Source organism: Aquisphaera insulae (genome assembly GCF_011064615.1).
GTDB classification, from domain to species: Bacteria; Planctomycetota; Planctomycetia; order Isosphaerales; family Isosphaeraceae; genus Aquisphaera; species Aquisphaera insulae.
The window spans coordinates 72,463-97,743 of record NZ_JAALJH010000027.1; the positions used below are offsets into that span (position 1 = coordinate 72,463).

At 69.1% G+C, this 25,281-nt stretch carries 21 protein-coding genes; 15 read left to right on the plus strand and 6 right to left on the minus strand.

Annotated features, from left to right (window positions below; genetic code table 11):
* Positions 1–20 precede the first annotated feature (20 nt).
* Together G6O54_RS16280 and G6O54_RS16285 are read right to left on the minus strand one after the other, a co-directional pair.
* Positions 21–812: a hypothetical protein gene (locus G6O54_RS16280; protein WP_165226707.1), complete on the minus strand. Its 792-nt coding sequence runs from the start codon at positions 810–812 to the stop codon at positions 21–23.
* A 121-nt stretch (positions 813–933) separates the two neighbouring features.
* Entirely contained in the window at positions 934–1,548 is a 615-nt protein-coding gene (locus tag G6O54_RS16285; protein ID WP_165226708.1) for an ECF-type sigma factor, read from the minus strand.
* A gap of 730 nt (positions 1,549–2,278) precedes the next feature.
* Here G6O54_RS16285 and G6O54_RS16290 point away from each other — a divergent pair.
* The 6 genes from G6O54_RS16290 to G6O54_RS16315 all read left to right on the plus strand — a co-directional run bounded on the left by G6O54_RS16290 (position 2,279) and on the right by G6O54_RS16315 (position 9,744).
* Positions 2,279–2,482 (plus strand): hypothetical protein, encoded by a 204-nt coding sequence (locus G6O54_RS16290; protein WP_165226709.1) that lies wholly within the window; start codon positions 2,279–2,281, stop codon positions 2,480–2,482.
* 204 nt (positions 2,483–2,686) lie between these two features.
* Positions 2,687–3,790, plus strand: a complete 1,104-nt coding sequence (locus tag G6O54_RS16295; protein ID WP_165226710.1) for a DUF1559 domain-containing protein — start codon at positions 2,687–2,689, stop codon at positions 3,788–3,790.
* 547 nt (positions 3,791–4,337) lie between these two features.
* Positions 4,338–4,574 carry a hypothetical protein gene (locus G6O54_RS16300; protein WP_165226711.1) on the plus strand — a complete coding sequence of 79 codons (237 nt, stop codon included), beginning with the start codon at positions 4,338–4,340 and terminating at the stop codon, positions 4,572–4,574.
* A gap of 151 nt (positions 4,575–4,725) precedes the next feature.
* Complete coding sequence (locus G6O54_RS16305; protein WP_165226712.1) at positions 4,726–5,823, plus strand: DUF1559 domain-containing protein; 1,098 nt, start codon at positions 4,726–4,728, stop codon at positions 5,821–5,823.
* 226 nt (positions 5,824–6,049) lie between these two features.
* Entirely contained in the window at positions 6,050–6,880 is an 831-nt protein-coding gene (locus tag G6O54_RS16310) for a hypothetical protein (protein WP_165226713.1), read from the plus strand.
* Positions 6,881–6,966: 86 nt separating this feature from the next.
* A complete protein-coding gene (locus G6O54_RS16315) occupies positions 6,967–9,744 on the plus strand; it encodes a M16 family metallopeptidase (RefSeq protein WP_165226714.1) in 2,778 nt (925 codons plus the stop codon).
* 99 nt (positions 9,745–9,843) lie between these two features.
* Here the strand turns inward: G6O54_RS16315 and G6O54_RS16320 are convergent, their stop codons facing one another.
* Both G6O54_RS16320 and G6O54_RS16325 read right to left on the minus strand, forming a co-directional pair.
* Entirely contained in the window at positions 9,844–10,413 is a 570-nt protein-coding gene (locus tag G6O54_RS16320) for a hypothetical protein (RefSeq protein WP_165226715.1), read from the minus strand.
* A 64-nt stretch (positions 10,414–10,477) separates the two neighbouring features.
* Positions 10,478–12,136 (minus strand): alpha-keto acid decarboxylase family protein, encoded by a 1,659-nt coding sequence (locus G6O54_RS16325; RefSeq protein ID WP_165226716.1) that lies wholly within the window; start codon positions 12,134–12,136, stop codon positions 10,478–10,480.
* 205 nt (positions 12,137–12,341) lie between these two features.
* Here G6O54_RS16325 and G6O54_RS16330 point away from each other — a divergent pair, with 205 nt between their 5' ends.
* Both G6O54_RS16330 and G6O54_RS16335 read left to right on the plus strand, forming a co-directional pair.
* Entirely contained in the window at positions 12,342–14,627 is a 2,286-nt protein-coding gene (locus G6O54_RS16330; protein ID WP_165226717.1) for a CotH kinase family protein, read from the plus strand.
* A gap of 45 nt (positions 14,628–14,672) precedes the next feature.
* Positions 14,673–15,347, plus strand: coding sequence for a DUF4956 domain-containing protein (locus G6O54_RS16335; RefSeq protein WP_165226718.1), 675 nt, complete (start codon positions 14,673–14,675; stop codon positions 15,345–15,347).
* A gap of 13 nt (positions 15,348–15,360) precedes the next feature.
* Here the strand turns inward: G6O54_RS16335 and G6O54_RS16340 are convergent, their stop codons facing one another.
* On the minus strand, positions 15,361–15,528 hold the full coding sequence (locus tag G6O54_RS16340; protein ID WP_165226719.1) for a hypothetical protein: 168 nt from the start codon (positions 15,526–15,528) through the stop codon (positions 15,361–15,363).
* A 128-nt stretch (positions 15,529–15,656) separates the two neighbouring features.
* A complete protein-coding gene (locus G6O54_RS16345) occupies positions 15,657–15,968 on the minus strand; it encodes a hypothetical protein (RefSeq protein ID WP_165226720.1) in 312 nt (103 codons plus the stop codon).
* A 157-nt stretch (positions 15,969–16,125) separates the two neighbouring features.
* Between G6O54_RS16345 and G6O54_RS16350 the strand changes: the two genes are divergently transcribed.
* The 7 genes from G6O54_RS16350 (at position 16,126) to rfaE2 (ending at position 25,006) form a co-directional block, all read left to right on the plus strand.
* Positions 16,126–16,896 (plus strand): HAD-IIA family hydrolase, encoded by a 771-nt coding sequence (locus G6O54_RS16350; protein ID WP_165226732.1) that lies wholly within the window; start codon positions 16,126–16,128, stop codon positions 16,894–16,896.
* Positions 16,897–17,143: 247 nt separating this feature from the next.
* Positions 17,144–19,261, plus strand: a complete 2,118-nt coding sequence (locus G6O54_RS16355) for a S53 family peptidase (protein WP_165226721.1) — start codon at positions 17,144–17,146, stop codon at positions 19,259–19,261.
* 162 nt (positions 19,262–19,423) lie between these two features.
* Positions 19,424–20,467 (plus strand): lipase family alpha/beta hydrolase, encoded by a 1,044-nt coding sequence (locus G6O54_RS16360; RefSeq protein ID WP_165226722.1) that lies wholly within the window; start codon positions 19,424–19,426, stop codon positions 20,465–20,467.
* A 125-nt stretch (positions 20,468–20,592) separates the two neighbouring features.
* Positions 20,593–21,066, plus strand: a complete 474-nt coding sequence (locus G6O54_RS16365) for a hypothetical protein (RefSeq protein ID WP_165226723.1) — start codon at positions 20,593–20,595, stop codon at positions 21,064–21,066.
* Between the two features lie 155 nt (positions 21,067–21,221).
* Entirely contained in the window at positions 21,222–22,220 is a 999-nt protein-coding gene (locus tag G6O54_RS16370) for a hypothetical protein (RefSeq protein WP_165226724.1), read from the plus strand.
* A gap of 321 nt (positions 22,221–22,541) precedes the next feature.
* Positions 22,542–23,522 carry an ADP-glyceromanno-heptose 6-epimerase gene (rfaD, locus tag G6O54_RS16375; protein WP_165226725.1) on the plus strand — a complete coding sequence of 327 codons (981 nt, stop codon included), beginning with the start codon at positions 22,542–22,544 and terminating at the stop codon, positions 23,520–23,522.
* The gene (gene rfaE2, locus G6O54_RS16380; protein WP_165226726.1) at positions 23,519–25,006 is read left to right on the plus strand and encodes a D-glycero-beta-D-manno-heptose 1-phosphate adenylyltransferase; all 1,488 of its coding nucleotides are present in this window, start codon (positions 23,519–23,521) and stop codon (positions 25,004–25,006) included. Before rfaD ends, rfaE2 begins: the two co-directional genes overlap by 4 nt.
* Positions 25,007–25,281 lie beyond the last annotated feature (275 nt).

Sequence of the window (25,281 nt, forward strand, 5' to 3'; positions counted from 1 at the left end):
TGGATCGATCCGCCCCGCGATCAGGCCGGATCGGCGGCGGCCCGCGGCCGGCCCGTCGGCAGATCCGCCACCAGGGCCGCGACCAGGCCGGCCAGGCCGGCGACCAGGAGCCGGGCCAGCAGCCGGGTCGTCCAGGTGGCCGAGACCGGGCTCGTCGTCCGGTCGGCGGGGAATACCGCCAGGCCGACGAGCTCGTACGCCACCGCGCCGGCCAATGCCCCGATCATGCCCCCGAGCGCGGCATTGATCAGTCGGTCCCTGCCTCCCCCCAGGCCCAGCCCGAAGGCGATTCCCCCGGCGAGGCCGCAGGCGGCCCAGATCCCGCCGTGGATGAGCAGGGGCAGGTACAGGTCCCGGGAGAGATTCTCGGGCGCCCGATCGAGCGCCCGCAGGTAGACGGCGATCAAGGCGAGCGAGGCCGCCCCTGCGAACACCGCCCCGACCACCAGGCCGATCGCCCCGGCGCGGAGCCCGGCGCGGACGTTTCGCCTGGCCAGCCCCCCCGCGATCCCCAGCGCCAGGCCGAGCAGCCCCCCGAGCGCCGCGAAGGCCAGCGTGCCGTTGCGGTAATCGGCGGCCGACTGGTCCTCGAACGAGGGCCGGAAGATCTCCATCCCCATCACGACGGTCTTCGTCAACGGGGGAGGCAAGGCCGCGAGCACGCCCTCGCCGATCGACCAGGCCACGCCCCCCGCCAGGAGCCCGGCCCCCGCCGCGGCCCCCGGCAGCCAGGCCGTGCCTCGATCGGTCGGCCCCGCCGAATCCCTCGCCTCGTCAGCCTCGCCGCGCCCCGCCAGGATGGATCGACTCATCAGAGGTCTCCTCGCAAGCCGGGCCCGTCGACCCGCCCGTGATGCCGAGGGCCGCGAAGGCCGTTGCGAGGCGCGATCGGGGAGGCCCCCATGACCGCTCGTCAAAGACGACCGCCGCCCGTCACGGCTCCCCGCGCACGCCCCCGTCATTCCAGAGCCGGCGGATGATCTGGAGCTTGCGCTCGATGGTCCGGGGTGTGAAGCCGAGCTTGCCGGCGATCTCCTCGGTCGTGAACCCCTCCAGCCTCCAGAGGGCAATCGCGCGGAGGATCGTGTCGCTGAGTCGATCCAGCAGGGACTGGCACGCCTCGGTCACCTGGAGCAGCTCGTGCGGGTCCGGCTCATGGCCGGCGATCTGGGAGAGGCGAGCCTCCTCGACGGCCGCGTCCCCGTCTTCGGCCGTCGGGACCTGCCCCACTCCCCCGCGCTTGACGCGGCGCTCGTGCCGGACCAGGTCCACGGCCTTGTGCTTGGTCAGGGCCATCAGCAGCGGCCACGGGTCCTCGACTTCCAGGAGCTGAGCGAACCGGCCGTCCCGCGTCCCCCGGCAGAAGCTCTTGAACGCGCTCAGCGCCACGTCCTCCTCGTCCGCCATCCGGCCGGAGACCCCGCTCAGCTTCCCCCTCGCCACGCCCACCATCCGGAGGAAATAGGTGTTCCAGAGCTGCTGGGCCGCGCCGGGATCGCCGTCCCTGAGCTGGGAGACCCACATGCGGACGGGGGACGGATTGCTCATCGGAGACGCCACCACGTCCCGCGGCGCGGCCAGTCCGGACGAAGACCGCCCGATCCCACCCGAGGATCAACGGGGATCCTGTCACGACCTCGGCGGTCGACCACGGAGACGAGATCAAGACACGTGAATCGCGAGAGCGGCACGACGCCCCAGATAATCCACGTCCGCTCGCACGTTGTCAATGAAAAAGCGAGCCGCATCGGGTCCCTCACGACAGGAGCGAGAATCCGGCACGCGACGATGGACTCGCCTTCGCGGGAAGCTCGCCTCGACTTTGCCCCCACGCAGGCGCCCGAACGGACCCCAATTGAGAATCCGGCATCGATCCGGTCCGCCGCGGAAAAAAGGAGGGGATTGAGGGGGGGTAGCTGGTTGTATTCGACTCCGAAAGGAGTAGAATTCAAGCTAGGTCGATCCGCCAATCTCCATCCCATCCGTTGGTGATGGATCCGATGGCGGGAAGTTCGAGCCGGCCATGTGCGATGGCGGCCCGAATCCGGGTCGGTCGAAGGGTCAAACGGTAGGCAAGTACGGAAATCAGACGGGCCGATTGCGCCCAAGCCTGGGCGCCCGGAACCGTTGCGTCCGAAGCTCGGGCTCCGTCCGACCGCGGAGAGAAACCGTCCCCCTCGCTTGGTTCCATTGTGAGACTCCATTGTCCATTAGATCGCTCACACAATTTGGACCCTGCATATTCCAATTCCATCGAGATGACGAGAAGGTGCCATCCATGATCTCCTTGTTGAAGAACCGCTCCCGCCTTATGACCGTATGTTCGCTCGTCGCATGCCTCCTCCTTGTGGGGTGCGATTCCGGCAGCTCCACGTCAGGCCCGTCGGAGAATACGACGGCCAACAACGCCGCGCTGAAAGCGGCCATCGAGAAGAACATGGCCAATAACAAGGCCGCCCAGCCCCAGAAGAAGGGGCATTGATCATCGCCGGAGGCGTCGACACGCCCCCGGAGATCGCTCCAAGGACGGGACGGATCCGTCCCGCACCGTTCGGAGCGATCACCTGACGCAAGACAACTCTCGCGGCCGGCAAGAGCAAGGCCGGACGCGTCTTGTTGTGTCCCTGCGCCTCGATCGAGGCGCGGTCTCTCGCTTTTCTCCATATTTTCTTGAGGTGCGTGCAAAATGATCTCTCCCAAGCGTCGCGGATTCACACTGATCGAATTGCTGGTGGTGATCGCGATCATCGCCGTGCTGATCGCCCTCCTGCTGCCGGCGGTGCAGTCGGCCCGCGAGGCCGCCCGCCGGGCGCAATGCCTCAACAACCTGAAGCAGATCGGCCTCGGGTTGCACAACTATCACTCCGCCATCGGCGCGTTCCCGCCCGGCAAGTCGCTGGGCATGAACGTTGTGGGCAGCTACGGCGGCTGGACCGACTGGAGCGCCCACGCGCTCATGCTCCCGTACCTGGAGCAGGCGCCGCTCTACAACTCGATCAACTTCAACTTCCTGGGCGGTTACGACATGGGGTACGCCGTCAATTCGACGGTCTACGACGCCAAGGTGAACATGTTCATCTGCCCGTCCGACTCCAACGGCAACGGCAAGCAGAACACCAACAGCTACTACGCCAGCAAGGGGACCAACACCAACCAGTATCCCTGGAACCCCTGCACGGGCCTCTTCGATGAGCTGCGCGGCGGCTACAACAGCGACGGCACGATGTGGAAGAACCTGGCACGCTGCTACGGCATCGCCGACTGCGTCGACGGGTCCTCGAACACCATCGCCTTCGGTGAGGCCCTCATGGGCGGAACGTCGAACCTGAAGGCCAGGAACTGGAATAGTATCACGGGCGTCACCGCCGCCCAGCCCGGCTCCGTCGATGACGCCTTTTCGCTGGTCCCTACGGGCACCGAGCCTCCCGGCCCCACGATCCAGGCCGCCCTCCAGGCGTGCTCCTCGGCCTCGATGACCGGCAACCTCGGCGGTGGCGGCAGCACCAAGGGCCAGCGCTGGGGCTGGGGTGCACCCGGCATGTCGATGTTCAACACCATCGTCCCGCCCAACAGCCAGCAGTACGTCTTCGGCGCCTGCCGGAATGACTGCGGCGGCTGCAGCCCCGACCAGGGCATGTTCTCCAACGCCACCAGCAACCACAGCGGTGGGGCCAACTTCCTGATGGGAGATGGCAGCGTCAAGTTCATCAAGAGCTCGGTCTCCTGGCGGACCTACTGGTCGCTCGGCACCCGCGACGGCGGCGAGACCATCAGCTCCGACGCCTTTTGATCGTGCCCCCGATCGGGCCTCGGCCTCCACGGCCGAGGCTCAGACCAACTCGCGAGGCCCCCGGCACGGCCCGACGCCGCCCCGGGGGCCTCGTCATGCGCCCTCACACGCTTCCGCAGCCGGCCTCCAATTCCCCTCCGCTGATCGCCCTGATCGCGACATTTCCGTAAAATCCCCTGGAAAATCGTCGGTTTCGGGGGATGCAACGATTGCCAACTCCTAAAGAATTCGTAGAATAAATATGGGCATAGTTAGCGATCCGAGAAGGTTCGACCGTGGCCAGGGGCCTGACAACGTGTGGGGCCGGGTCGCGCGCAAGCTCGAAGTCGTGAGAGGTTCGGATCGCCCCTTGCCAGTCGGGGATGGATCGCCGCGCGAGGCCGTCCTTTCCCCTTACATGTGATTGCACGTCCAGTAATCGTCCACGGGGCCCGAACGTCGGTGGTCCGTCCCGCGAAGTGCGGAGGCGTGATCGGCCGATCGTGCGTGGTTTCGCGCGCGATCTAGGGCCATCTCACGGCCGGAGGTGATGAGAATGTCGACCTCGATGCGACTTGGTTTGCGCCGGCTGATGCTCCTGCCGCTGGGCGCCTGCCTCCTGGCGAGCGGATGCGGCTCATCCGAGGAGGTGACGCAGATGGCCCCGCCGGGGCGAAGCCCGGAGATGATCGCGGCGATGGAGAACAACGCGGCGGCCGTGAAGGCGGCCGATTCCAGGGCCGGCCACGCCGCGAGGGGGGGGCACGTGAAGCCCGTCAAGACGGGGCGACCGGCCCGCCGCTGAGGGCGGGCGAGGCGACATCGGTTCCAACAGTGGGGCGACGGCCGGTGATGCCGGCGACCGTCCGCCGTGCGCGCCGCGGCTTGCCACGCCGCGGCCGATTCTCCGGCACCGTTCTGGGATCGAGGAACACCACCCGGTGGGAGGAGTCGTCATGAGATCGTCGGGACGTCGGGGATTCACGCTGATCGAACTGCTCGTGGTGATCGCGATCATCGCCGTGCTGATCGCCCTGCTCCTGCCGGCGGTGCAGTCGGCTCGCGAGGCGGCCAGGAGGATCCAGTGCACGAACAACCTCAAGCAGATCGGACTGGCCCTGCATAACTATCATTCGGCGATGGGCTCCTTCCCGCCGGGCAAGACGCTCGGCATGGACTCGCTGGGCAGCTACGCGGACTGGTCGGACTGGAGCAGCCTGGCCCTGATGCTGCCCCAGCTCGAGCAGGCGTCGATGTACAACGCCATCAACTTCAACTTCCTGGGAGGCACCAACCTCGGCTATTCGGTCAACTCGACGGTCTGGAACTCGAGGCTCAACGCCTTCATCTGCCCGTCGGATTCCAACGGCAATTCGCAGGCCAACAACAATAGCTACTACGCCAGCCAGGGGACGACCACCACGCAGTACCAGGGCAACGGAGCCACCGGCCTGTTCACCGAGCTGAGAGGGGGCTGGAGCAACGGGACGTGGTGGAACACGGGGCGGGCCTATGGCCTGGGCGATTGCACGGACGGGTCGTCGAACACGATCGCCTTCGGCGAAGGCCTGATGGGGGGCTCGCTACTCCAGATCGGTCGGGGCAACAGCTACGCGGTCAACCTGACCGCCGCCCAGGCGGCGAGCGTGGACGACGCCTACTCCCTGGTGCCCGTCGGCGTGATCCCCCCCGGGCCGACGGTCACGGCCGCGCTCCAGGCGTGTGCGACGGCGGTCACGACGGGCAACTTCGGGACCACGCTCAGCAACCGGGGGAATCGCTGGGGCTGGGGCGCGCCGGGCATGACGATGTTCAACACCATCGTCCCGCCCAACAGCCAGCAGTACAACTTCGGCTCCTGCCGTTACGACTGCAGCGGCTGCGGCCCGGACGAGTCCACGTTCTCGAACGCCAACAGCAATCACAGCGGCGGGGCGAATTTCCTGATGGGCGACGGCAGCGTGAAGTTCATCAAGAGCTCGATCGCGTATCCGACCTACTGGGCACTCGGCACCCGCGCCAACGGCGAGGTGATCAGCTCCGACTCCTATTGATGAGACTCTCGGCCGCGCGGCCCGGGCCCGCCCCACGCCCGAGGCCGTCGCGAGGGGGGCACCGGGCCCCCGGCCGGGCCGTCAGGCCTTGCCGGGGGCCCCGGCGCGCCGGTCGCTTGCATGGGCCGCGGCGAGCCGGCCGGCGGCCTTGGGACTTCCCTTTCGAAGAAGCTTCGACGAAGATCGAGGCTCGGTCGGTCATCGCCCCGTTCGAGCCCGAGAGATCATGGCCAGCTACGACCCGGAGTTCTACGAAGCCCCCAAGTCGTCGCCGGAATACGACGCGACGCGACCCCGGCAGCGCGGGTGCTTCTTCTACGGTTGCGTCATCGCCAGCGTGCTGGCCGTGCTCCTGATCATCGCGCTGGCCGTGCTCGCCTTCCTGGCCCTCCGCTTATTCAACGGCATGGTGCAGGAGTGGACCTCGCCGACCCCCGTCGAGCTGCCCCGCATCGAGGCCTCCGAGGAGCGGCGGAAGGATGTCAAGGATCGGATCGATCGGTTCATCGCGGCGGTCAAGGAGGGGAAGGCGGCCGAGACGCTGGTGCTCGACAGCGACGACCTGAACATCCTGATCGAGCAGCACGAGGAGCTCCGCGGCACCATCCACGCGGAAATCGTCGGCGACCGGATCAAGGCCCGGATCAGCATCCCGTTCGGTGTCCTGGAGAAGATCCCCCAGATGAGCGGGCGCTATCTCAACGGCGAGGGGGAGGTGAAGGCGTCGCTCCGCGACGGCGTGCTGATCGCCACCCTGGATTCGCTCATGATCAACGGCAAGAGCCCGCCGCCCTGGCTCACCCAGGGCCTGCGCGAGCAGAACCTGCTCAAGGACGCGTACAGGGACCCGAAGAACGCGGAGCTGATCCGCCGCTTCGAGCGGCTGGACATCCGGGACGGGAAGGTCTACCTCGAACCTCGCCCTCCCGGGAAGATGGCTCCGACGGTCGAGGCGGAGTCCGACTCCGCCGAGGAATCCGATCCTTCCGGCGCCCCCGCCGGACCCAGGAAAGACGCTCAGGATGCCGGCACGGCCCCGCCAGGGGGCCGGCCCTGATCGCCCCTCCAGGGAAGGAGGGATTTCGCCCCCGCCCCGCGGCCGCGGGGCGGCTCCACGATCCGGCCCAGCTTTAGGAGTTGTTCATGCAGAGTGCCCCGTCCCCTCGCGATCGCCTCCCCGCACTGATCGCCGCCCTCGCGGCGGCCCTGACCCTCGCCGGCCCGATCGCCGCGTCCCGCGGCGATTCCCCCCAACCCAGGAAGATCACCTCGGTCGAGGGGATCACGGAGTACCAGCTCGCCAACGGCATGAAGGTGCTCCTCTTCCCCGACGCGTCGCGGCCCAAGGTGACGGTCAACCTCACGATCTTCGTCGGCTCCCGTCACGAGGGCTACGGCGAGACCGGGATGGCCCACCTGCTCGAGCACATGGTCTTCAAGGGGACGCCCGATCACCCGGACATCCCCGGCGCCATGAAGGAGCGCGGGGCCCAGTTCAACGGGACCACCTCCGAGGACCGCACCAACTACTTCGAGACGCTCACGGCCAGCGACGACAACCTCGAGTTCGCCATCAAGCTCGAGGCCGACCGCATGGTCAACAGCCGGATCCGGGGCGAGGACCTCGCCACCGAGTTCTCGGTCGTCCGCAACGAGTTCGAGCGCGGCGAGAACTCCCCGGAGAGCGTCCTCTCCCAGCGGATGTCGGCCGTCGCCTTCGAGTGGCACAACTACGGGAAGTCCACGATCGGCAACCGGACGGACATCGAGCGCGTGCCGGTGGACAGCCTCCGCGCCTTCTATCAGAAGTTCTACCAGCCGGATAACGCCATGGTCGTCGTCGCCGGCAAGTTCGACGAGTCGAAGGCCCTGGAGCTGGTGAACAAGTATTTCGGCTCGCTCCCCAGGCCCGACCGCAAGCTGCCGGCGACCTACACCGAGGAGCCGCCCCAGGACGGCGAGCGCGTCGTGACCCTCCGCCGCGTGGGCGACGTCGGGATCGTCGGGATCCTCTACCACGTCCCGTCCGGGCCGAACCCGGAGTTCCCGGCGGTGCAGGCCCTCGCCCACGTCCTCGGCGACGAGCCCTCCGGGCGGCTCTACAAGGCGCTCGTCGCGACCAAGCTGGCCTCGAGCGTCAGCGCCGGCAGCTTCGGCCGCCACGACCCGACCGTCATCGAGATGACGGCCGAGGTCAACACCAAGGAGCTGGGGCCGCTGGAGAAGGCCCGCGACGCGATGTACAAGGTGATCGACGAGGTCATCAAGTCCGGCGTCACGCAGGAGGAGGTGGACCGCGCCCGCCAGAGCTACCTCAACGGCCACGAGCAGGCCGCGTCGGATCCCAACCGGATCGCCGTCGCGCTTTCGAACTGGGCCTCGCAGGGGGACTGGCGGCTCTACTTCCTGAACCGCGACCGGATCGAGAAGGTCACCCCGGCGCAGGTGCAGGAGGCCGCGGCGAAGTACCTGACCCCCAGCAACCGGACGGTCGGCTTCTTCATCCCCTCCGCGAAGCCGGAGCGGACCCCCGTCCCCGCCACGCCCGACCTGGCACGGATGCTCGACGGCTACAAGGGCCGCGAGGTCAAGTCGCTGGGCGAGTCGTTCGACGTCTCGCCGCTGGCCATCGAGGCCCGCGTCCAGCACCCGCAGCCGATCGAGGGTGTGAAGGTCGCCCTGCTCCCCAAGAAGACCCGCGGGGACATGGTCCACGTCGCGCTCAACCTCCACTACGGCACGGCCGAGAGCCTCAAGGGGAAGACCGACGCCGCGGGCTTCCTCTCCAGCCTCATGCTCCGCGGGACCAAGAGCCTCAGCCGCCAGCAGATCCAGGATCTGCTGGATAAGAACTTCGCCCGCCTGGGCGGCGGCGGCCGGATGGGCGGAGGAGGTGCCGGCGTCCTCTCTTACTCGATCCAGACGAAGCGCGCCAACCTGCCCGTCGTCCTCGACATCCTCCGCCAGGTCCTCCGCGAGCCGACCCTGCCGGAGGACGAGTTCGAGGTCATGAAGAATGAGCGTCTGACCGCCCTCGAGCAGGGCCGGACCGAACCCATGCGGCTGGCGAGCAACCATCTCCAGCGGCTCCTCGCGTCCTACCCCAAGGATGACGTCCGCTATGTCCCGACCCTGGATGAAGAGGTCCAGCGGCTCAAGGCCGTCACCGTCGACCAGGTCCGTGACGTCTACAAGAGCTTCCTCGGATCGAGCCACGGCGAGCTCACGATCGTCGGCGACTTCGACGCCTCCGAGGTCCTCCCCATCCTGGGCAAGACCCTGGACGCGTGGAAGAGCCCCCGGCGATTCGAGCGGATCGATCGGCCCTACCAGCCGGGCCTCGAGGTGAAGCGAGAGTCCATCGAGACGCCGGACAAGGCCAACGCCATGTACCTCGCCGGCACGAACCTGAAGCTCCAGGAGACGGATCCGGATTACCCCGCGATGGTGATCGGCAACTCCATCCTGGGCGGCGGCGCCCTCTCCTCGCGGATCGCCGACCGCCTGCGGCAGAAGGGGGGCCTGTCCTATTCGGCCGCCTCGATGTTCTCGGCCAGCCCGCTGGATGCCCGCGGCACCCTCATGGTCATGGCGATCTACAACCCCGCCAACCGCGACAAGGTCGTCACCGGCGTGGATGAGGAGGTGGCCCGGCTCCTCAAGGATGGCGTCAACACGGCCGAGCTCAAGCGTGCGGTCGACGGCTACCTGAAGCAGCAGGAGGTCCAACGGACCAACGATCCCACGCTCGCCTCCGCCCTCGCGGAGAACCTCTACCTCGGCCGGACCTTCCAGTTCCAGGCCGACCTCGAGGCGAAGATCAAGGCCCTCACGATCGACGAGGTCAACGCCGCCCTGCGGAAGTACCTCGACCCTTCGAAGCTCTCCGTGATCACCGCCGGCGACTTCAAGAAGCCGTGATCCGAACGTCCGAGGCCGCCCGGCGCCGGGACCTCCCGCGCCGGGCGGCATGCCTTCCGCATCTCGCTCTTCGCTTCCATGACTCCCCCCAGCGGGCTCCTACTCCTGCCTCGGCAGGTACTCCGAGGGGAGTGGCGTGCCGGGGCGCTCGGCGTCCCAGAAGATGGTGACGACCCACCAGCGATGGCCGTCGTCCAGGAGCTGGATGCTGTTGATCCCGCGGGAGAAGGGCTTCGCGTCCTCCTTCGCGTGCCGCGATTCATAGGTGCTGAAGACGTGCGCGATCGCGCCGAAGCGATCGACGCGGCGGGCGATCTCGCGTTCGAAGAACCCCTCCTTCAAGCTGTTCGCCCCGGCCCGATCGGCGAACTCATCCACGGTGAGCACCCGCGCCGAGGGGGCCTCTCCATTCCGCCGGACCGTGGGGATGAGCCGGGCACCCGGTACGAAGAGCTTGCGGAAGGCGTCCCAGTCGCGCGGGCCGGCCGGTCCCGAGATGACCCCGTAGAGCCGATCCGCGATCCCGTCGATGGAGCCGAGCTCCTTGTCGCGGTCCTGAGCCGGGGGGGGCTCCGAGGCGAGATTCCCCGCGGGCCTTGCCAGGCAGGCCGCGGCGGCCAGGATCAGGAGGCGGGCGAGCTTCACGGGCCGTTGACGGGTCGCGGGCATGGGCGGACTCCTCGGAGGTAAGTGGTGATGCCTCGTACGGGATGGAACGGACGTCGGGGGCCTGTCAGATCACCGCGGGCGGCGGCGTCGCGCCGGAGCGGACGTGGTTGCGGAACCGCGCCATGGTCGGCGAGAGGTCGTCGCGCGCGGTGATCGCCTCGATGAGCCAGGGGGCCGGATCGGCTTCGGCCCTCGCCAGCGCGACCGCGAGCTCGGCGGGGGTCGTCGCGCGGATCGCCTTCGCCCCCATCGCCACGGCCATGGCCGGATAGTCCCAGTCCCTGCGGAGATAGTTGCGACTGGGCCCGTCGAGCGCCTCGAGCATCCCATAGCCGCTGTTGTTCAGCAGCACGATGATGGGCCGGAGGCCCTGGTCGACGAGCGTCGCCAGCTCGGTCCCGGTCATCTGGAAGGCGCCGTCGCCCACGATCGCCAGCGGCCGGCGAGACGGATCGGCGATCCCCGCCCCGAGTGCTCCCGGGACGGCGAAGCCCATGGAGGCGTAGTATCCCGCGGCCAGGAAGACCTCGGTCCTCAGCTCCAGGCCGATGAACCAGGAATCGCCGACGTCCGCCACGAAGCTGTACTTGCCGGCATCGAGCCTCCCGAGCGCCCGGATGACGTCCGCCACGCGGAGGCGTCCCCCCGCCACGGCCTCGGCTCCGGACTCGGCAACCGCCGCCGGATGCGGGAACGACGGGGTGTCCCGGTCGCTCGCCGGCAGGAGTTCGAGCAGGGCCTCCGCCACGCGACGGATCGGCAGGCCGTCGTAGCGGTGGTATCGGATCCGGACGCCGTCGGGATCGATGAGGATTCGCGCCCGCCGGTCGATCCGCTCGGTCCAGTAGCCCGTCCCCAGGTCGGTGCGGACCACGCCGATCCCGAGCACGCAATCCGAACCATCGAGGAGCGTGCGAACGGCCGGGTCGCCGAGGGCCCCGACGTAGACGCCGGCGAACTGAGGATGGCTCTCCGGGAACGAGGCCTTGCCCAGCACGTCGGTGGCGACCGGCACCCTCAGCCGCTCGGCCAGGCGGATCACCGCGTCGGTCAGGCCGTGCCGCCGGACGCCGACCCCCACGTACAGCACCGGCCGCTCCGCCTTCGAGAGCATCGCGGCGATCTCGCCGACGACCTCGTCGAGGGCGCCTGCGCTCGCCTGGCGATCCGCATCGGAAGGCTCCAGGACCAGCGGGCCGGCGGCCGGCACGACCTCCGCACGGACGCGGTCGCGGGGGATCTCCAGATACCCGGGCCGCTTTCGCAGGTAGACGTTGCGGAGCACTCGATCGATCAGCTCCGGCGCCGTGGCCGGATCTCCGAGGATCGCCGCGTCGGTCGTGACCTCGCGATAGATCCGCAACTGGCTCTCGTAGTTCCGGACGACGTGATGCAGGTGGACGTCATGATCGCCCCGCAGCGACATCTCCGGCCCGCCGCTGACGACCAGCAACGGCGACTGCTCCGCATAGGCGCACGCGACCGGGTTGAGGGTGTTCAACGCGCCCGGCCCGTAAGTCACCAGCGCCACGCCCAGCCCCCTCATCCGCGCATAGGCATCCGCCGCGAATCCGACCCCCGGCTCATGGCTGCAAACGACCGTCGGGAATTCGAGCGCCTCCTGCACGGCGTAGATCGAGAGGATGAAGTCGCCGGGGATGCCGAACGTATGACCGACGCCCAACTCGCGGAGCCGGGCGAAGAGGTATTCCGTCAGATTCATGGACGAGTCCCCGAGGTAGAACCATGGTCGCGGGAAGCCTGGCCGCCCCCATCATAGCCGCCCCATCATCCGGGGCAGAATGTTGGTCCCGGCCGGCCAAGATGAAGATATCACCAAGATTCCGTGATAGAATGTCGGCCACTGGGGCCGCCGTTCAGTCATTCGTACACCACCTCACGCTCAAGTCACAGGAACGAGGGCCCGGATGAAGGAGCCATCGAGAGCGACGCCGATCAGGTCCGTCGCCGCGATCACGACATTCGCCGCGATCATCGCGACCACAGCTTCAGGTTGCAGCCCGGCGGCCGGCTCACCGGGGTCGTCGGCCGAAAGCTCGAGCCCTCAGGGCCCGGGAGGGCCGGGCAGGCCGGGAGGACCGGGCCGGCCGGGCGGCTTCGGTCCGGGCACTTTCCTGGGGCCGCAGATTTTCTCGGCGGCCGACGCGGACGGGGACGGCAAGCTCACCCCGGCCGAAGCCGCCGCCGCCGCGCGACGGTTCGTCGCACTCGCCGACACCGGCAAGAAGGGCTCGATCGACGAGGAGGCCCTCGGCCGGGCCATCAATCGGAACATCCGCATGCCCCAGGGCTTCGGCCCCGGCGGGCCTCCCGGAGGCGGGCCCGGCGGGCCTCCCGACGGAGGTCCTGAAGGCGGGCCTCCCGGCGACGGCCCTCCCGAGGGTGGGCCTCCCGGCTTCGGCCCCGGCGGGCCTCCCGGAGGCGGGCCCGGCGGATTTGGCCCGGGGATGTTCCTGGCCCCGCAGATCATGGAGCTGGCCGACGCGAACAAGGACGGCGCGATCTCGGCCGACGAGGCGGCGAGCTCCGCGGAGAAGTTCGTCCGCGATGCCGACAGGAAGAAGCGGGGATCGCTCGACGCCGAAGCCCTGGCCGAGGCCATGAACAGCAGGATGGGGCCTCCCCCCGGCTTCGGCCCCGGCGGACCGATGAACGAGGAGCGGAAGATCGCCAAGGCCTTCGACAAGGACGGCGACGGCCGGCTGAACCGGGAGGAGCGGCTCGCGGCCCGCGAATCCCTCAAGAAGGACCGGGACAGGAATCCGAGGGGGTTCGGGCCGCCGGGCTTCGGCCGCCGCGGCGGGCCCGGCCGCGGTCCCGGCGGGCCGGGCGGCTTCGGGCCGCCGGGCATGGCCAGCACCCCGCCCAAGCCCGGCCCGCGCGTCCAGCCGGCCGAGGTCGAGACGTTCGCGGGCCGCGACCTCTACGACCCGAGCATCCTCCGCACCCTTTTCCTGACCTTCGATTCGAACGACTGGGAGAAGGAGATCGAGGACTTCCACGGCACCGACGTGGAGGTCCCCGCGGACCTCGTCGTCGACGGCAAGACCTATCCAGGCGTCGGCATCCGTTTCCGCGGCATGTCCTCGTACATGATGGTCCAGGCCGGCCAGAAGCGCTCGCTGAACGTCTCGATCGACTTCACCCGCGACGGCCAGAAGCTCCTGGGCTACAAGACGCTGAATCTGCTCAACTCGCACGAGGATCCGACCTTCCTCCACACCGTCCTCTACTCGACGATCGCGCGGGCGTTCATCCCGGCCCCGAAGGCGAACTTCGTCCGCGTGGTCATCAACGGAGAGAGCTGGGGCGTCTACGTCAATGCCCAGCAATTCGACCGGACCTTCCTGGCCGAGAACTTCAAGGGGAACCAGGGGGCGCGCTGGAAGGTCTCCGGCAATCCGGGCGCCGATGGCGGGCTTCGCTATCTGGGCGAGGATCTCGATCCCTACAAGCAGCGGTTCGAGATGAAATCCGGCGGCAAGAAGGACTGGGAGGCCCTGGTCAAGCTCTGCAAGACCCTCAACGAGGCCCCGTCCGAGGAGCTCGAAGCCGCGCTGGCGCCGATGCTCGACATCGACGGCACGCTCCGGTTCCTGGCCCTGGACAACGCCCTGATCAATGGCGACGGCTACTGGTCGCGCGCCAGCGACTACAGCCTGTACCGCGACGGTACGGGCAAGTTCCACCTCATCCCCCACGACATGAACGAGTCCTTCGGCCCGGCGATGATGTTCGGCCCGCCGGGCGGCGGCCCCGGCGGTTTCGGCGGCCCTCCGGGCGGCGGCCCCGGCGGTCCCGGCGGTCGCGGCAAGCCGCCGGCGGCTGATCTGGATCCGCTGGTCGGCCTGGACGATGAAAGGACGCCGTTGCGGAGCAAGCTGCTGGCGGTCCCGTCGCTGAGGGCTCGATACCTGGGATACGTCCGGCAGATCGCCGATGAGTGGCTCGACTGGAAGAAGCTCGGCCCGATCGTGGCCGGCCATCGCGGCCTGCTCGACAAGGCCCTCGAGGAGGACACCCGCAAGCTCTCCTCGACGGAGGAGTTCCGCAAGATGACCGGCGACGCGGCCGAGTCCGGCCGCCGGGACCAGCCGCGGTGGGGTCCGCCGTCGATGAGCCTGCGGACCTTCGCGGACAGCCGCCGCGCCTATCTGCTGAATTCCATCGAGGCGCGGAAGGAGGCGAAATGACGGCGACCATCCCCGCCCCCGTCAGCTCCGGCCGGGGGTGCTCCGATGCCTGACTGGCTGTCGAAGTCCATGTCCGGCGGGTCCACCGCCTCGCCGCTGGAGCTGGGCGAGCGGTTCGTCGCCGCCCTCCTGCTGGGTGCGGTGGTGGCCGGATTCTATCGCTGGGCGAGGCGGGGCGAGGAGGTCCCGCCCACCTTCCAGGCCACCCTCGTCCTGCTCGCCATCCTGATCGCCATGGCGACGAAGGTCATCGACGACAGCGTCGCCCGGGCCTTCAGCATGGTCGGGGCGCTCTCGGTGGTCCGCTTCCGGACCGTCGTCAAGGACACGCAGGACACGGCGTTCGTCATCCTCGCGGTCGTCGTCGGCATGGCCGTGGGGGTGGACCGGATGGTGATCGCGTTAATCGGCCTGGCGGTGATCGGCGCCGCCGGGCTCGTGCTCTGGCCGCCGGGCCGGCCCCGGGGCTGGCAGATCCAGCCCGTCACGCTCTCGCTCCGCACCGTCCTGGGGGAGTCCGCCCGCATGGCCGCCGAATCGACGGTCGCGGCCTCGGCCGAGAACGCGGAGCTGATCACCGCGGGCACCGCGCGGCAGGGGGCGTCGTTCGACTTCACCTATCGCGTCCGGCTCCGTCCCGGCTGTTCGCTGGCGGCCCTCGTCGCGGAGCTCAACGCGATCGAGGGGGTCGAATCCGTCGAGATCACCCGCCGCGATTAACCCGGCCCGGCCTCTACTTCGCGCCGATCGCGAACGCGAGGCCGGCGGCCCGGTACGCCCGGCCCGGGTCATCGTCTCCCGTGGGAAAGCCGAGGAATCGGGCGAACCGGACCTGGCGATAGTAGGCGTACCAGGACTGGCGGGCCCGATCCCTCGTCCTGCGACTTCTTCGAGCATCCATGGTGAGTCATCCTGAAGTGGGGTGAAGAGCAGGGGCCGCTGCATCACTGCGCTCAGCCATCTATCAAGAAGTCTAGTCCATGACCGAAGGATCGTGACCTCTCGAATCTCGAAAAGCGGATCCCCCGCCTACCGGGGAGCCGGGCGATTCGCGGCGCGGCGGAGTTCGTCGTTCTCGAGGCGAAGCTGCTCCACCTGGCGTCGCAGGGCCTCGTTATCCTGGCGGAGCCGTTCCGGTTCGGTCATGCGAGCCTGCCGTTCCCGGGCGACGGACCGGATGGCCGCCTCCCGGGCGTCGAGGATCGCGACCTGCGCCCTGAGCATCTGCCGCCGCTCGCGGGCGACCCATGCCAGCGGCGCGAGCAGCGCCGCGACGACGGCGGTCGCGACCATGAGCATCCCCAAGGAGAACTGGACCCGTGGGCGCCGCGGCTCGTCCATGGTGTGGCTCCTGACCGACCGGCATCGGCCCGGGTTGAGATCGCGTGGCACGGATCTTATCATGGGGGCCGATCTCACGCACCAGCCGGACGGCGGTCGCGGCGACGACGCCCCTGACGCCGACACCGGCCCCTCGTGCCCCCGGGAGTCCGCGGCGATGCCGGCGAGTTTCGTGTGCGACATGGACGGCGTGATCTACCACGGCAGCCGCCTCATCCCCGGTGCGCTCGAGTTCGTCAAGCGGCTCCAGGACGGGGGTCACCGGTTCGTCTTCCTCACGAACAACAGCCAGTGGACCCCGCGCGACCTGAAGCACAAGCTCGACCAGATGGGCATCTCCGTGGACGAGTCCGCCTTCCACACCTCCGCCATCGCCACGGCCGACTTCCTCCGCCGGCAGATGCCCGGCGGCACCGCCTACGTCATCGGCGGCGCCGGGCTGACCAACGCCCTCTACAGCCACGGCTTCACCCTCACGGAGAAGGACCCGGACTACGTCGTCGTGGGCGAGACCCGCAGCTACGACTTCGAGAAGATCGAGCACGCCGTCCGCCTGATCCTCAAGGGGGCCCGGTTCATCGCCACCAACCCGGACCTGACCGGCCCCAGCGAGCAGGGGATCCAGCCGGCCTGCGGCGCCCTGGTCGCCCCCATCGAGCTGGCGACCGGCAAGAAGCCGTACTTCGTGGGCAAGCCCAACCCCATCATGATGTGGACGGCCCTGGAGAAGCTGGACGCCACCCCGGCAGAGGCCTTCATGGTCGGCGATCGGATGGACACCGACATCATCGCCGGCACCGAGGCCGGCATGCGGACGATCCTGGTCCTCTCCGGCGTCACCTCCCGCGAGCTGATCGAGACCTACCCGTATCGCCCCACCCTCATCTTCGAGCACGTCGGCGAGATCCCCGTCGGCGAGCTCGACTGAACGCCGAGGCCCCCCGCGCCCTCGATCCCGGCGGCCCGATCGATCCCCTCGTCGGGCCCCGCCGCCGGGGCCGCCCCGACCGCGCGCGCTTTCGCCCAGGACTGGCGCTTGGGCTTGTGGACGGAACAACAGGAAATCGTGACCTCGTCGATGGGCCGGGCTTCTCTGAAGCACGAAGGATCGCCCCCCGGCCTCGACGTATTCCGCCTCCAACAGCACGGGTCTGCCATCCTTGTAGAGGTTGAGCATGTACGACACAAGACCGCGCGCCCGGGCCGGCGCGCGCCGCCTCGCCGAGGTCCGGCTCCGCCAGCGATTCCACTTCCGGTCGAGCTGGGAGGCCCTCGAAGGCCGGCAGCTCCTCTCGGCCGCCTCCGCGGACCTCAGTGCCCTGACAGTCACGCCGAGCCTGGACGTGATCTCGCTGGCCGGCAAGACCACCACCCCCACCGGGTATTCCCCCGCCCAGATCCGCTCGGCCTACGGCGTGAACTCGATCGCGTTCTCGAGCGGGACCGTCTCCGGCACCGGCGCCGGGCAGACGATCGCCATCGTGGTGGCCTACAACGACACCTCGATCGCCTCCGACCTGGCGACGTTCAGCAGCACCTACGGCCTGACGGCCATGTCCACCACCGCGTCCTCGACCTCGCCGACGTTCACGGTGGTCAACCTCGGCGGCTCCAGCAGCAAGACCGACGCCGGCTGGGCCCTCGAGACGGCCCTGGACGTGGAGTGGGTCCACGCCATCGCCCCGCAGGCGAACATCGTCCTGGTCGAGGCGGCGTCGGATAGCCTCAGCGACATGTTCAGCGCCGTCAACTACGCGCGGAACGTCTCGGGCGTCAGCGTGGTCTCCATGAGCTGGGGGGCGACCGAGTTCCAGGGCGAGACGGGCTACGATTCCCTGTTCACGACCCCCTCGGGCCATACCGGCGTGACCTTCGTCGCCGCCTCGGGCGACTCCGGCGCCTGGTACGGGGCGATGTACCCCGCCAGCTCGTCCAACGTCCTGGCCGTCGGCGGCACGTCGACGACGATCACGAGCTCGGGCACGATCACCTCCCAGACGGGCTGGTCGGACAGCACCGGCGGTTACAGCGGCGCCGCCACCCGGTTCCGGACCTATGAATCGGTCCCCTCATACCAGTCCTCCACGCTCACCTCGGCCGGCCTGAACATCGGCGTGAGGACCGTGCCGGACGTCTCGTTCAACGCCGATCCGAACACCGGCGTCTCGGTCTACTCGTCGATCACCTACGCGGGCCAGTCCGGCTGGTTCGAGCTCGGCGGCACCAGCGCCGCGGCCCCCGCCTGGGCCGGCCTGATCGCCATCGCCGACCAGGGTCTGGCCCTCGCCGGCAAGTCCACCCTCTCGAACACCCAGGCGATGGCCGATCTCTACGCGCTCCCCTCATCGGATTTCACCGACATCACCTCGGGCAGCAACGGGTACGGCGCGAAGACCGGCTATGACCTGGTCACCGGCCTGGGCACGCCCAGGGCCGATCTCCTGATCGCCGGCATCGTCTCCATGGGAACGACCTCCAGCTCCGGCACCGGCTCCTCCGGCACCGGCTCCTCCGGCAGCGGCTCGACCGGCACCGGATCCTCCGGCCACAACAATCCCCCGCCGCGCCGAGGGCCGGGCGGCCGGTTCGCCGAGACCTCGGACGGCTCCACGAGCACGACCGGCACGGACGTGACCGCCACCGCCACCACGACGACCGCCGCGTCGGCCACGACCACCACGGCGGTCGAGGCGCTGAGCACGCCGTCAACCACGACGACCATCGCGCAGGCCGTTTCTTCCTCGTCCACGACGACCTCGTCGATGGTCGGGCAGGGCCAGGCCATCGGCGCGACGCTTCCCACGCAGTCGCTCCTGACCGGCTCGTCGTCCGACGGATCGCGGAGCCTGGTCCTCGACTCGACGCCGCCCGACCCGCAGCCGGCCCCCCCGGATCAGGCCCCCGCGCCGGCGCCCGCCGTCGACCAGGCCGATCCGGCCGCAGCCCCCGCGCTCGAGGATGTCCCGGCGTCCCCCACCCCCGTGCCCCGGGACGAGCTGCCGTCCAACCCGCTGCCCATCGTGCCCGACGAGCCGGAGACGGAGGACCCGACCGCGAGCCTCACCGACGTCATTCGCGTCCATCATCCGATGCAGGTCGCCCGCCATCAGCAGCCCGGCGGCCTCGCCCGGGCCGACGTCCCGGCCGCCGCGGACCTCGGCGGCGATTCCGGTTGGGCCGCGCCGGCACTCGCGGGCGTGGCGGCCGTGACCGCGGGCACCTATCGGATCCTTCTCGCCCGCGGCGAGCGGATCCGCAGGAAGCCCTCCGACCGGCGGTTCCCGGGCCGATGAGTCCCGCGCCCGCGATCGGCTCGCCCCTCGCCGGGCGAGTCGATCGCCTTGCACGATCGGACCAGCAGGAGTAGGTTCGTAGAGGAAGGGCAGGAGGCCCCCGGGGCTCGCCACGGTCGAGGCGTCCGGCCCACCGCGACGGCCCGAAGGGACGTGCCCGTCATGCTCGGCCTGTTCGCTCTCCTCGCCACCGCGGCCTTCGGGCCCGCCGATCCGGCTCCCCTCGATCTCCCCCCGGCGATCCGGCCGGCGGCCTTCCAGGCCTCGTTCGAGCTCGCCGCCGAGGAACGCCTGGCCATCCCGGACGATGTCCTGGCACGGGCGGCCCGGTTCCGCTACGTCCTCGTCGGCGGCCTGAACTTCGGCGGCACTCAGGGTTACCTGACCCACAACGCCCGCCAGCTCCGGGCTCGAGGGGTCCCGGCCGGCGCCGTCGAGGTGATCCACCCCGACTCGACGCGGACCATCCGCGAGAACGCCGACGACCTCCGGGCGCGGATCCACGCGATCGCCGCCAAGGGTCCGGAGAAGCTCGTCCTCATCGCCCACAGCCGGGGCGCCTGCGACGTCCTCGCGTTCGCACTCCAGGACGCCGCGTTCGTGAACGATCGCGTCGACGCGATGTTCCTCGTCCAGGGGCCATTCGGCGGTTCCGGCGTGGCCGACTACGCGGCCGGCGACGGCCCCGAGGCCGATGGGCAGATGCCCCTCCTGCCGCGGATCGCCGTCCGCGCGGGGAGGAAGATCGAGGCGACCCTCGCCGATCCCGGCCGGCATCGGGCCATTGCCGAACTCTCGCACGAATCGTGCAGCCAGCTCTGGGCCGAGCTGATCGCCGGGCACGGCGACGCGCTGGCGGTCGTCTCGCCCCGCACCTTCTACATCACCAGCCGGACGACCACCGCGAAGCACCCCGCCCTGCAACGGGTCACCGCCTCCTATCTGCATGCCTACTACGGCCCCAACGACGGCCTCGTCGCCCTCGAGGACCAGGACATCCCCGGCCTCGGCACCGTCCTCGCCGTGCTCGACGCCGGCCATACCGACCTGACCCGCCGGTTCCTGTCCGCCCGCCCCCGGGCCAAGGCCCGCCTCCAGAAGGCCCTCGCCGACTCGATCCTGCTGGCCGTCGGCAGCCCCCGCGAGGCCCTCGTGGAGACGACCTTCCGCCGAACCGTCCCCGCGCCACCTCGGGGACGTCGCTGAGCGACGACCGGCCCCGGCCCCGCCCCGTTGACTTCACGACCGGCACTGGAGTTGCAAAACCCTGCGTCGCCGGCGTGCCGGCTTTCTACCCGGTTTCAGTCGATTCAACGGGAGGACACAGACGCATGATCACCACGACACGGCCCCGCGGCCTCGCCGGCACGTTCGTGCTCGGCCTGCTGACGCTCGCGATTGCGCCGGCCGCCAACGCCCAGACCGAGCCCGCGCTCAAGCCGTCCGACCTCGTCGGCGGCTACACCATCGTCGGGGGGGAGAAATTCGGCCTGAAGGAGCCCGAGGAGCGCATCCAGGGCTCCACCGTCCGCTTCAGCGACGACCGCGTGGTCGTCGTCGACAAGGAGAAGAAGGAGATCTACGGCGCGACCTACACGCTCGACGCCTGCAAGGGGGATCACACCTGCAAGATCACCCTCACGAGCAAGCTCGCCGACAAGGAGGAGCAGGTCGCCAGGGGACTCATCAAGAAGGAAGGGGACACCATCAAGCTCATCTACGCCATCCCCGGCGGCGCCGAACCGACCGAGTTCAAGACCGGCGAGAAGCAGCTCATGTTCGTCTTGAAGAACACGAACAAGTAACGACGGTCGACCGCGCCCCCGATCCTCGGCCGCGGGCTCGCCCCGCGACCGGGGATCCCGGGGCCCTCCTGATCTCGGCCCCCGGGGGGGTTATAATGGCCTGATTGGGCTCGAGCCAGATTCACGCACGCGTCCGCTCGAAGGAGAGAAGGACCATGGCGAGTTCAGACCAGGTTCGTCGTCGCGATTTCCTGAACCAGACGCTGGCCGCGGCCGGGACCGCCGGGATCCTCGCCGGCTCGGCGGCGGCCGCCCCGCCGGACGGGGCGCCGGCCGCGAAGCCGCCCCAGGCCGCCGAGGCCGCGAAGGTCCCCTGCGGCACCCTCGGCCGCGCCCGGATCAGCCGGGTCCTGATGGGCGGCAACCTCATCAGCGGCTACATGCACTGCCGCGACCTCAAGTACGTCAACAGCCTCTTCCGCGCCTATGCGACCGAGGAGAAGATCATCGAGACCCTCGCCCTGGCCGAGAAGCACGGCATCAACACCGTCTTCGAAACCGGCGACAACTTCATTCATACCTACAACCGCCGATACAACGGCCACCTCCAGTTCATCCCCCACATCGAGATCAAGACCACCTGGAGCCGGCAGGAGCAGGAGGACCACATCAAGCAGCAGGTCGACACCGGGGCCGTCGCCCTCTACGTCTGGGGCGTCTCGTCCGACACCTTGCTCCGCGACGGCCAGTTCGACCTGCTGCACCGCGCCGTCGAGACGGCCAAGAAGCACGACCTCCCCATCGGCGTCGGCAGCCACTCGCTGATGGTCCCCATGGAGTGCGAGAAGCGCGGCGTCCCCTGCGACTTCTACGTCAAGACCTTCCACAGCGACGACTATCCCTCCGCCACCCCGAAGGAGCTCCGCAAGGAGTTCATCTGGCTCGACGGCGGCAAGGGCTGGTACGACAACATGTGGTGCATCAACCCCGAAGAGACCGTCGCCTTCATGCAGTCCGTCGCCAAGCCCTGGATCGCCTTCAAGGTCCTGGCCGCCGGCGCCATCGCCCCGGCCCAGGCCTTCCCCCACGCCTTCAAGCACGGCGCCGACTTCATCGCCGTCGGCATGTTCGACTTCCAGGTCAAGACCAACGCCGAGATCGCCGAACGGGCCATCCGCCACAACCAGAAGCGCGCCCGCCCCTGGCGTGCCTGAGCATCGGTCGAGCCTGACATCCTGGCCATAAAACAGAGGATCTGGGCAACCTGCGAATCCCGGGGCGTTCACGGTCTCTCCCATCGGGACTCGGGTTGAAGAAAGCTCAACCCCCGGGGCGATACTGTGCTGGACGGGGGTGCGGATCGGGGTGATAATCCGCGCCCGCTCGATCTCGACGCCATGGACGGGCGAATCGAGATCCGGGCGGCTCATGGACGAACGACTCGCGGGGTTCCTGGGCCCCGGCCAGGGAGGGATCTCGAGGGCATCGCGGCCCTCGACCCGGCGACGGATGGATCCAGGCGGGAAGATCCGATCATGCACATCGTGACCGGGGCGGCGGGCTTCGTCGGCGGCAATCTCATCCGCGCCCTCAATCAGAAGGGCATCCGCGACATCCTGGCCGTGGACGACCTGACGATCGGCGACAAGTTCCGCAGCCTTGCTGACTGCGAGATCGCCGACTACATGGACCGGGCCGAGTTCCGCGAGTGGCTCCGCCGCGGCGGCTCGCACGGCTGGAAGCCGGCGGCGGTGCTCCATCAGGGGGCCTGCGCGGATACCACCGAGTCCGACGGCCGGTACATGATGGACAACAACTACACCTATTCGAAGGAGCTGCTCCACTGGGCCCTCGATGCGGGCGTCCCGTTCGTCTACGCGTCGAGCGCCTCGGTCTACGGGATGAGCCGCCGCTGCGCGGAGACGCCCGACCACGAGGGCCCGCTCAACGTCTACGCCTACTCCAAGCTCCAGTTCGACAACTACGTCCGCCGGCTGATGCCGACCCTTTCCAGCACGGTCGTCGGCCTGCGGTACTTCAACGTGTACGGCCCCGGCGAGGCCCACAAGGGACGGATGGCCTCGATGGTCTGGCAGCTCTACCACCAGGTCAAGGAGGCCGGCGTCGCGAAGCTCTTCGACGGCACCGACGGCTACGGTCCGGGCGACCAGCGGCGGGATTTCGTCTACGTCGGGGACGTCGCCGACATCAACGTCCATTTCGCGACCGGGCCCGTTCGCCGGGGGATCTTCAACGTGGGGACCGGCAAGAGCCGGAGCTTCAACGAGATCGCCCGGATCGTCATCGGTCTGCTCGGCCGGGGCGAGATCCGGTATGTCCCGTTCCCGGACTCGCTCCGGGGCAAGTACCAGAGCTTCACGGAGGCCGACGTCACGCGGCTCCGCGAGGCGTACAGGCGGCCGATGACGTCGCTCGAAGAGGGGATTCGCCGGCTCGCGGAGCGGACCGGCCCGGCCAAGGTCAACGTCAATTCCCAGGAGCAGGAGGCCGCATGAGCACCCAGTCCCACAAGCTGGAGGCCCTGATCCGGGGCCTGCGTCCCTGCAAGGTCGCCGTGATCGGCGACGTGATGCTCGACCATTACTGCAAGGGGAACGCCGACCGGCTCAGCCCCGAGGCCCCCATCCAGGTCCTCGACGTCACCGACGAGTTCCGGATGCCCGGCGGCGCGGCCAACGTCGCGATGAAGGTCGTCGGCCTCGAGTCGAAGGTCCGCATGGTCGGCCTCGTCGGCGACGACGCCACCGCCGGCGAGCTCCAGGAGCTGCTCGCCGCCGATGCCGCGGTCACCGACAGCCTGGTCCGCGACCCCGCACGCTCGACCACCATGAAGACCCGGTTCATCGCCCACAACCAGCAGCTCCTCCGCGTCGACCGCGAGCACCGCGCGGCGCCCTCCGGGTGGGTCCGCGAGAAGCTCGTCCGCGAGGCATTCACCGCCGCCTCCGAGGCCGACGCCGTGATCCTCGAGGACTACGGCAAGGGGGTCCTCAGCCCCGAGGTCATCGCCGCCGCGATCCGAGGGGCCCGCAAGAACGGGGCGCCCGTGGTCGTCGATCCGACCGGCCGCAACTACAGCCGGTACGCCGGCTCGACCGTGCTGACCCCGAACCTGAAGGAAGCGTCGGTCGCCGCCGAGCGGCCGATCACGGATGCCGAGAGCCTGGAGGCCGTGGCCCACACGCTCGTCGAGCAGACCGGCTCGGCGCTGGCGATCACTCGCGAGGCCGAGGGGATATCCCTCTTCCGCCGCGACGTGCCGCGGGGCCCGATCACGCACACCCACGTCCCGACCATGCCCGTCGCCGTCTTCGACGTCACGGGTGCCGGCGACGCCGTGGCCGCGAGCCTGGCCATCGCGCTGGCGTCCGGGATCGAGATGGCCGACGCCTGCGCGCTGGCCAACCTCGCCGGCCGGGCCGTCGTCCGCCAGTTCGGCGTCGGCACGATCTCGCCGGGCCACCTCCTGGCGGAGGCCAACCGCGAGCAGGCCGACTGGATGGTCAAGACCGCCAACGTCGCCGCGGCCCGCCAGCGGTCCCGCGAGATCCAGCAGGCCGGCGGCAAGGTGGTCTTCACCAACGGCTGCTTCGACATCCTCCACTACGGCCACGCCCACCTCTTGCAGTTCGCCCGCAGCCAGGGTGACTTCCTGATCCTGGGCCTGAACACGGACGCCTCGGTCCGCCGCTTCAAGGGCCCGACCCGCCCCTATGTCTCCGAGGACCAGCGGGCCTACATGCTCTCGCTCTACCCGTTCGTGGACCTGATCGTCCTCTTCGACGACGACACCCCCATGAACCTGATCGAGGCCATCCGCCCCGACGTCCTCGTGAAGGGGGGCGACTACACCCCGGACACCGTCGTCGGCCGCGACGTCGTCGAGTCCCGCGGCGGCAAGGTCGTCATCTGCCCCCGCCTCGAGGGCCTCAGCACCACCGACCTCGTCCGCAAGATCCAGGACCGCATCCCGGCCTGAGAAACAGGCCACGACAGCCGCGACGAAATTGGCTTTGATCGTCCGATCGCCGTCCGCCGTGGATCGTCGTAAGCCCTTTCGCAATAAAAGTTCTGCCGGCAATTTTCGATTGGCTTTGATGGCGGGATTCGTGAGGAATTCGCAGCCTTCAACCCGTTGGACTCGCTCATCCCCGCTCGGCTTGTTCCCAGGACCAGAAAACGCACGAGACAGGAGCCGGCTCCGTCCGGCGAGCCGAGGCCCGCACCCTCCGGCTCCTCGCACTCCCTCGCAAA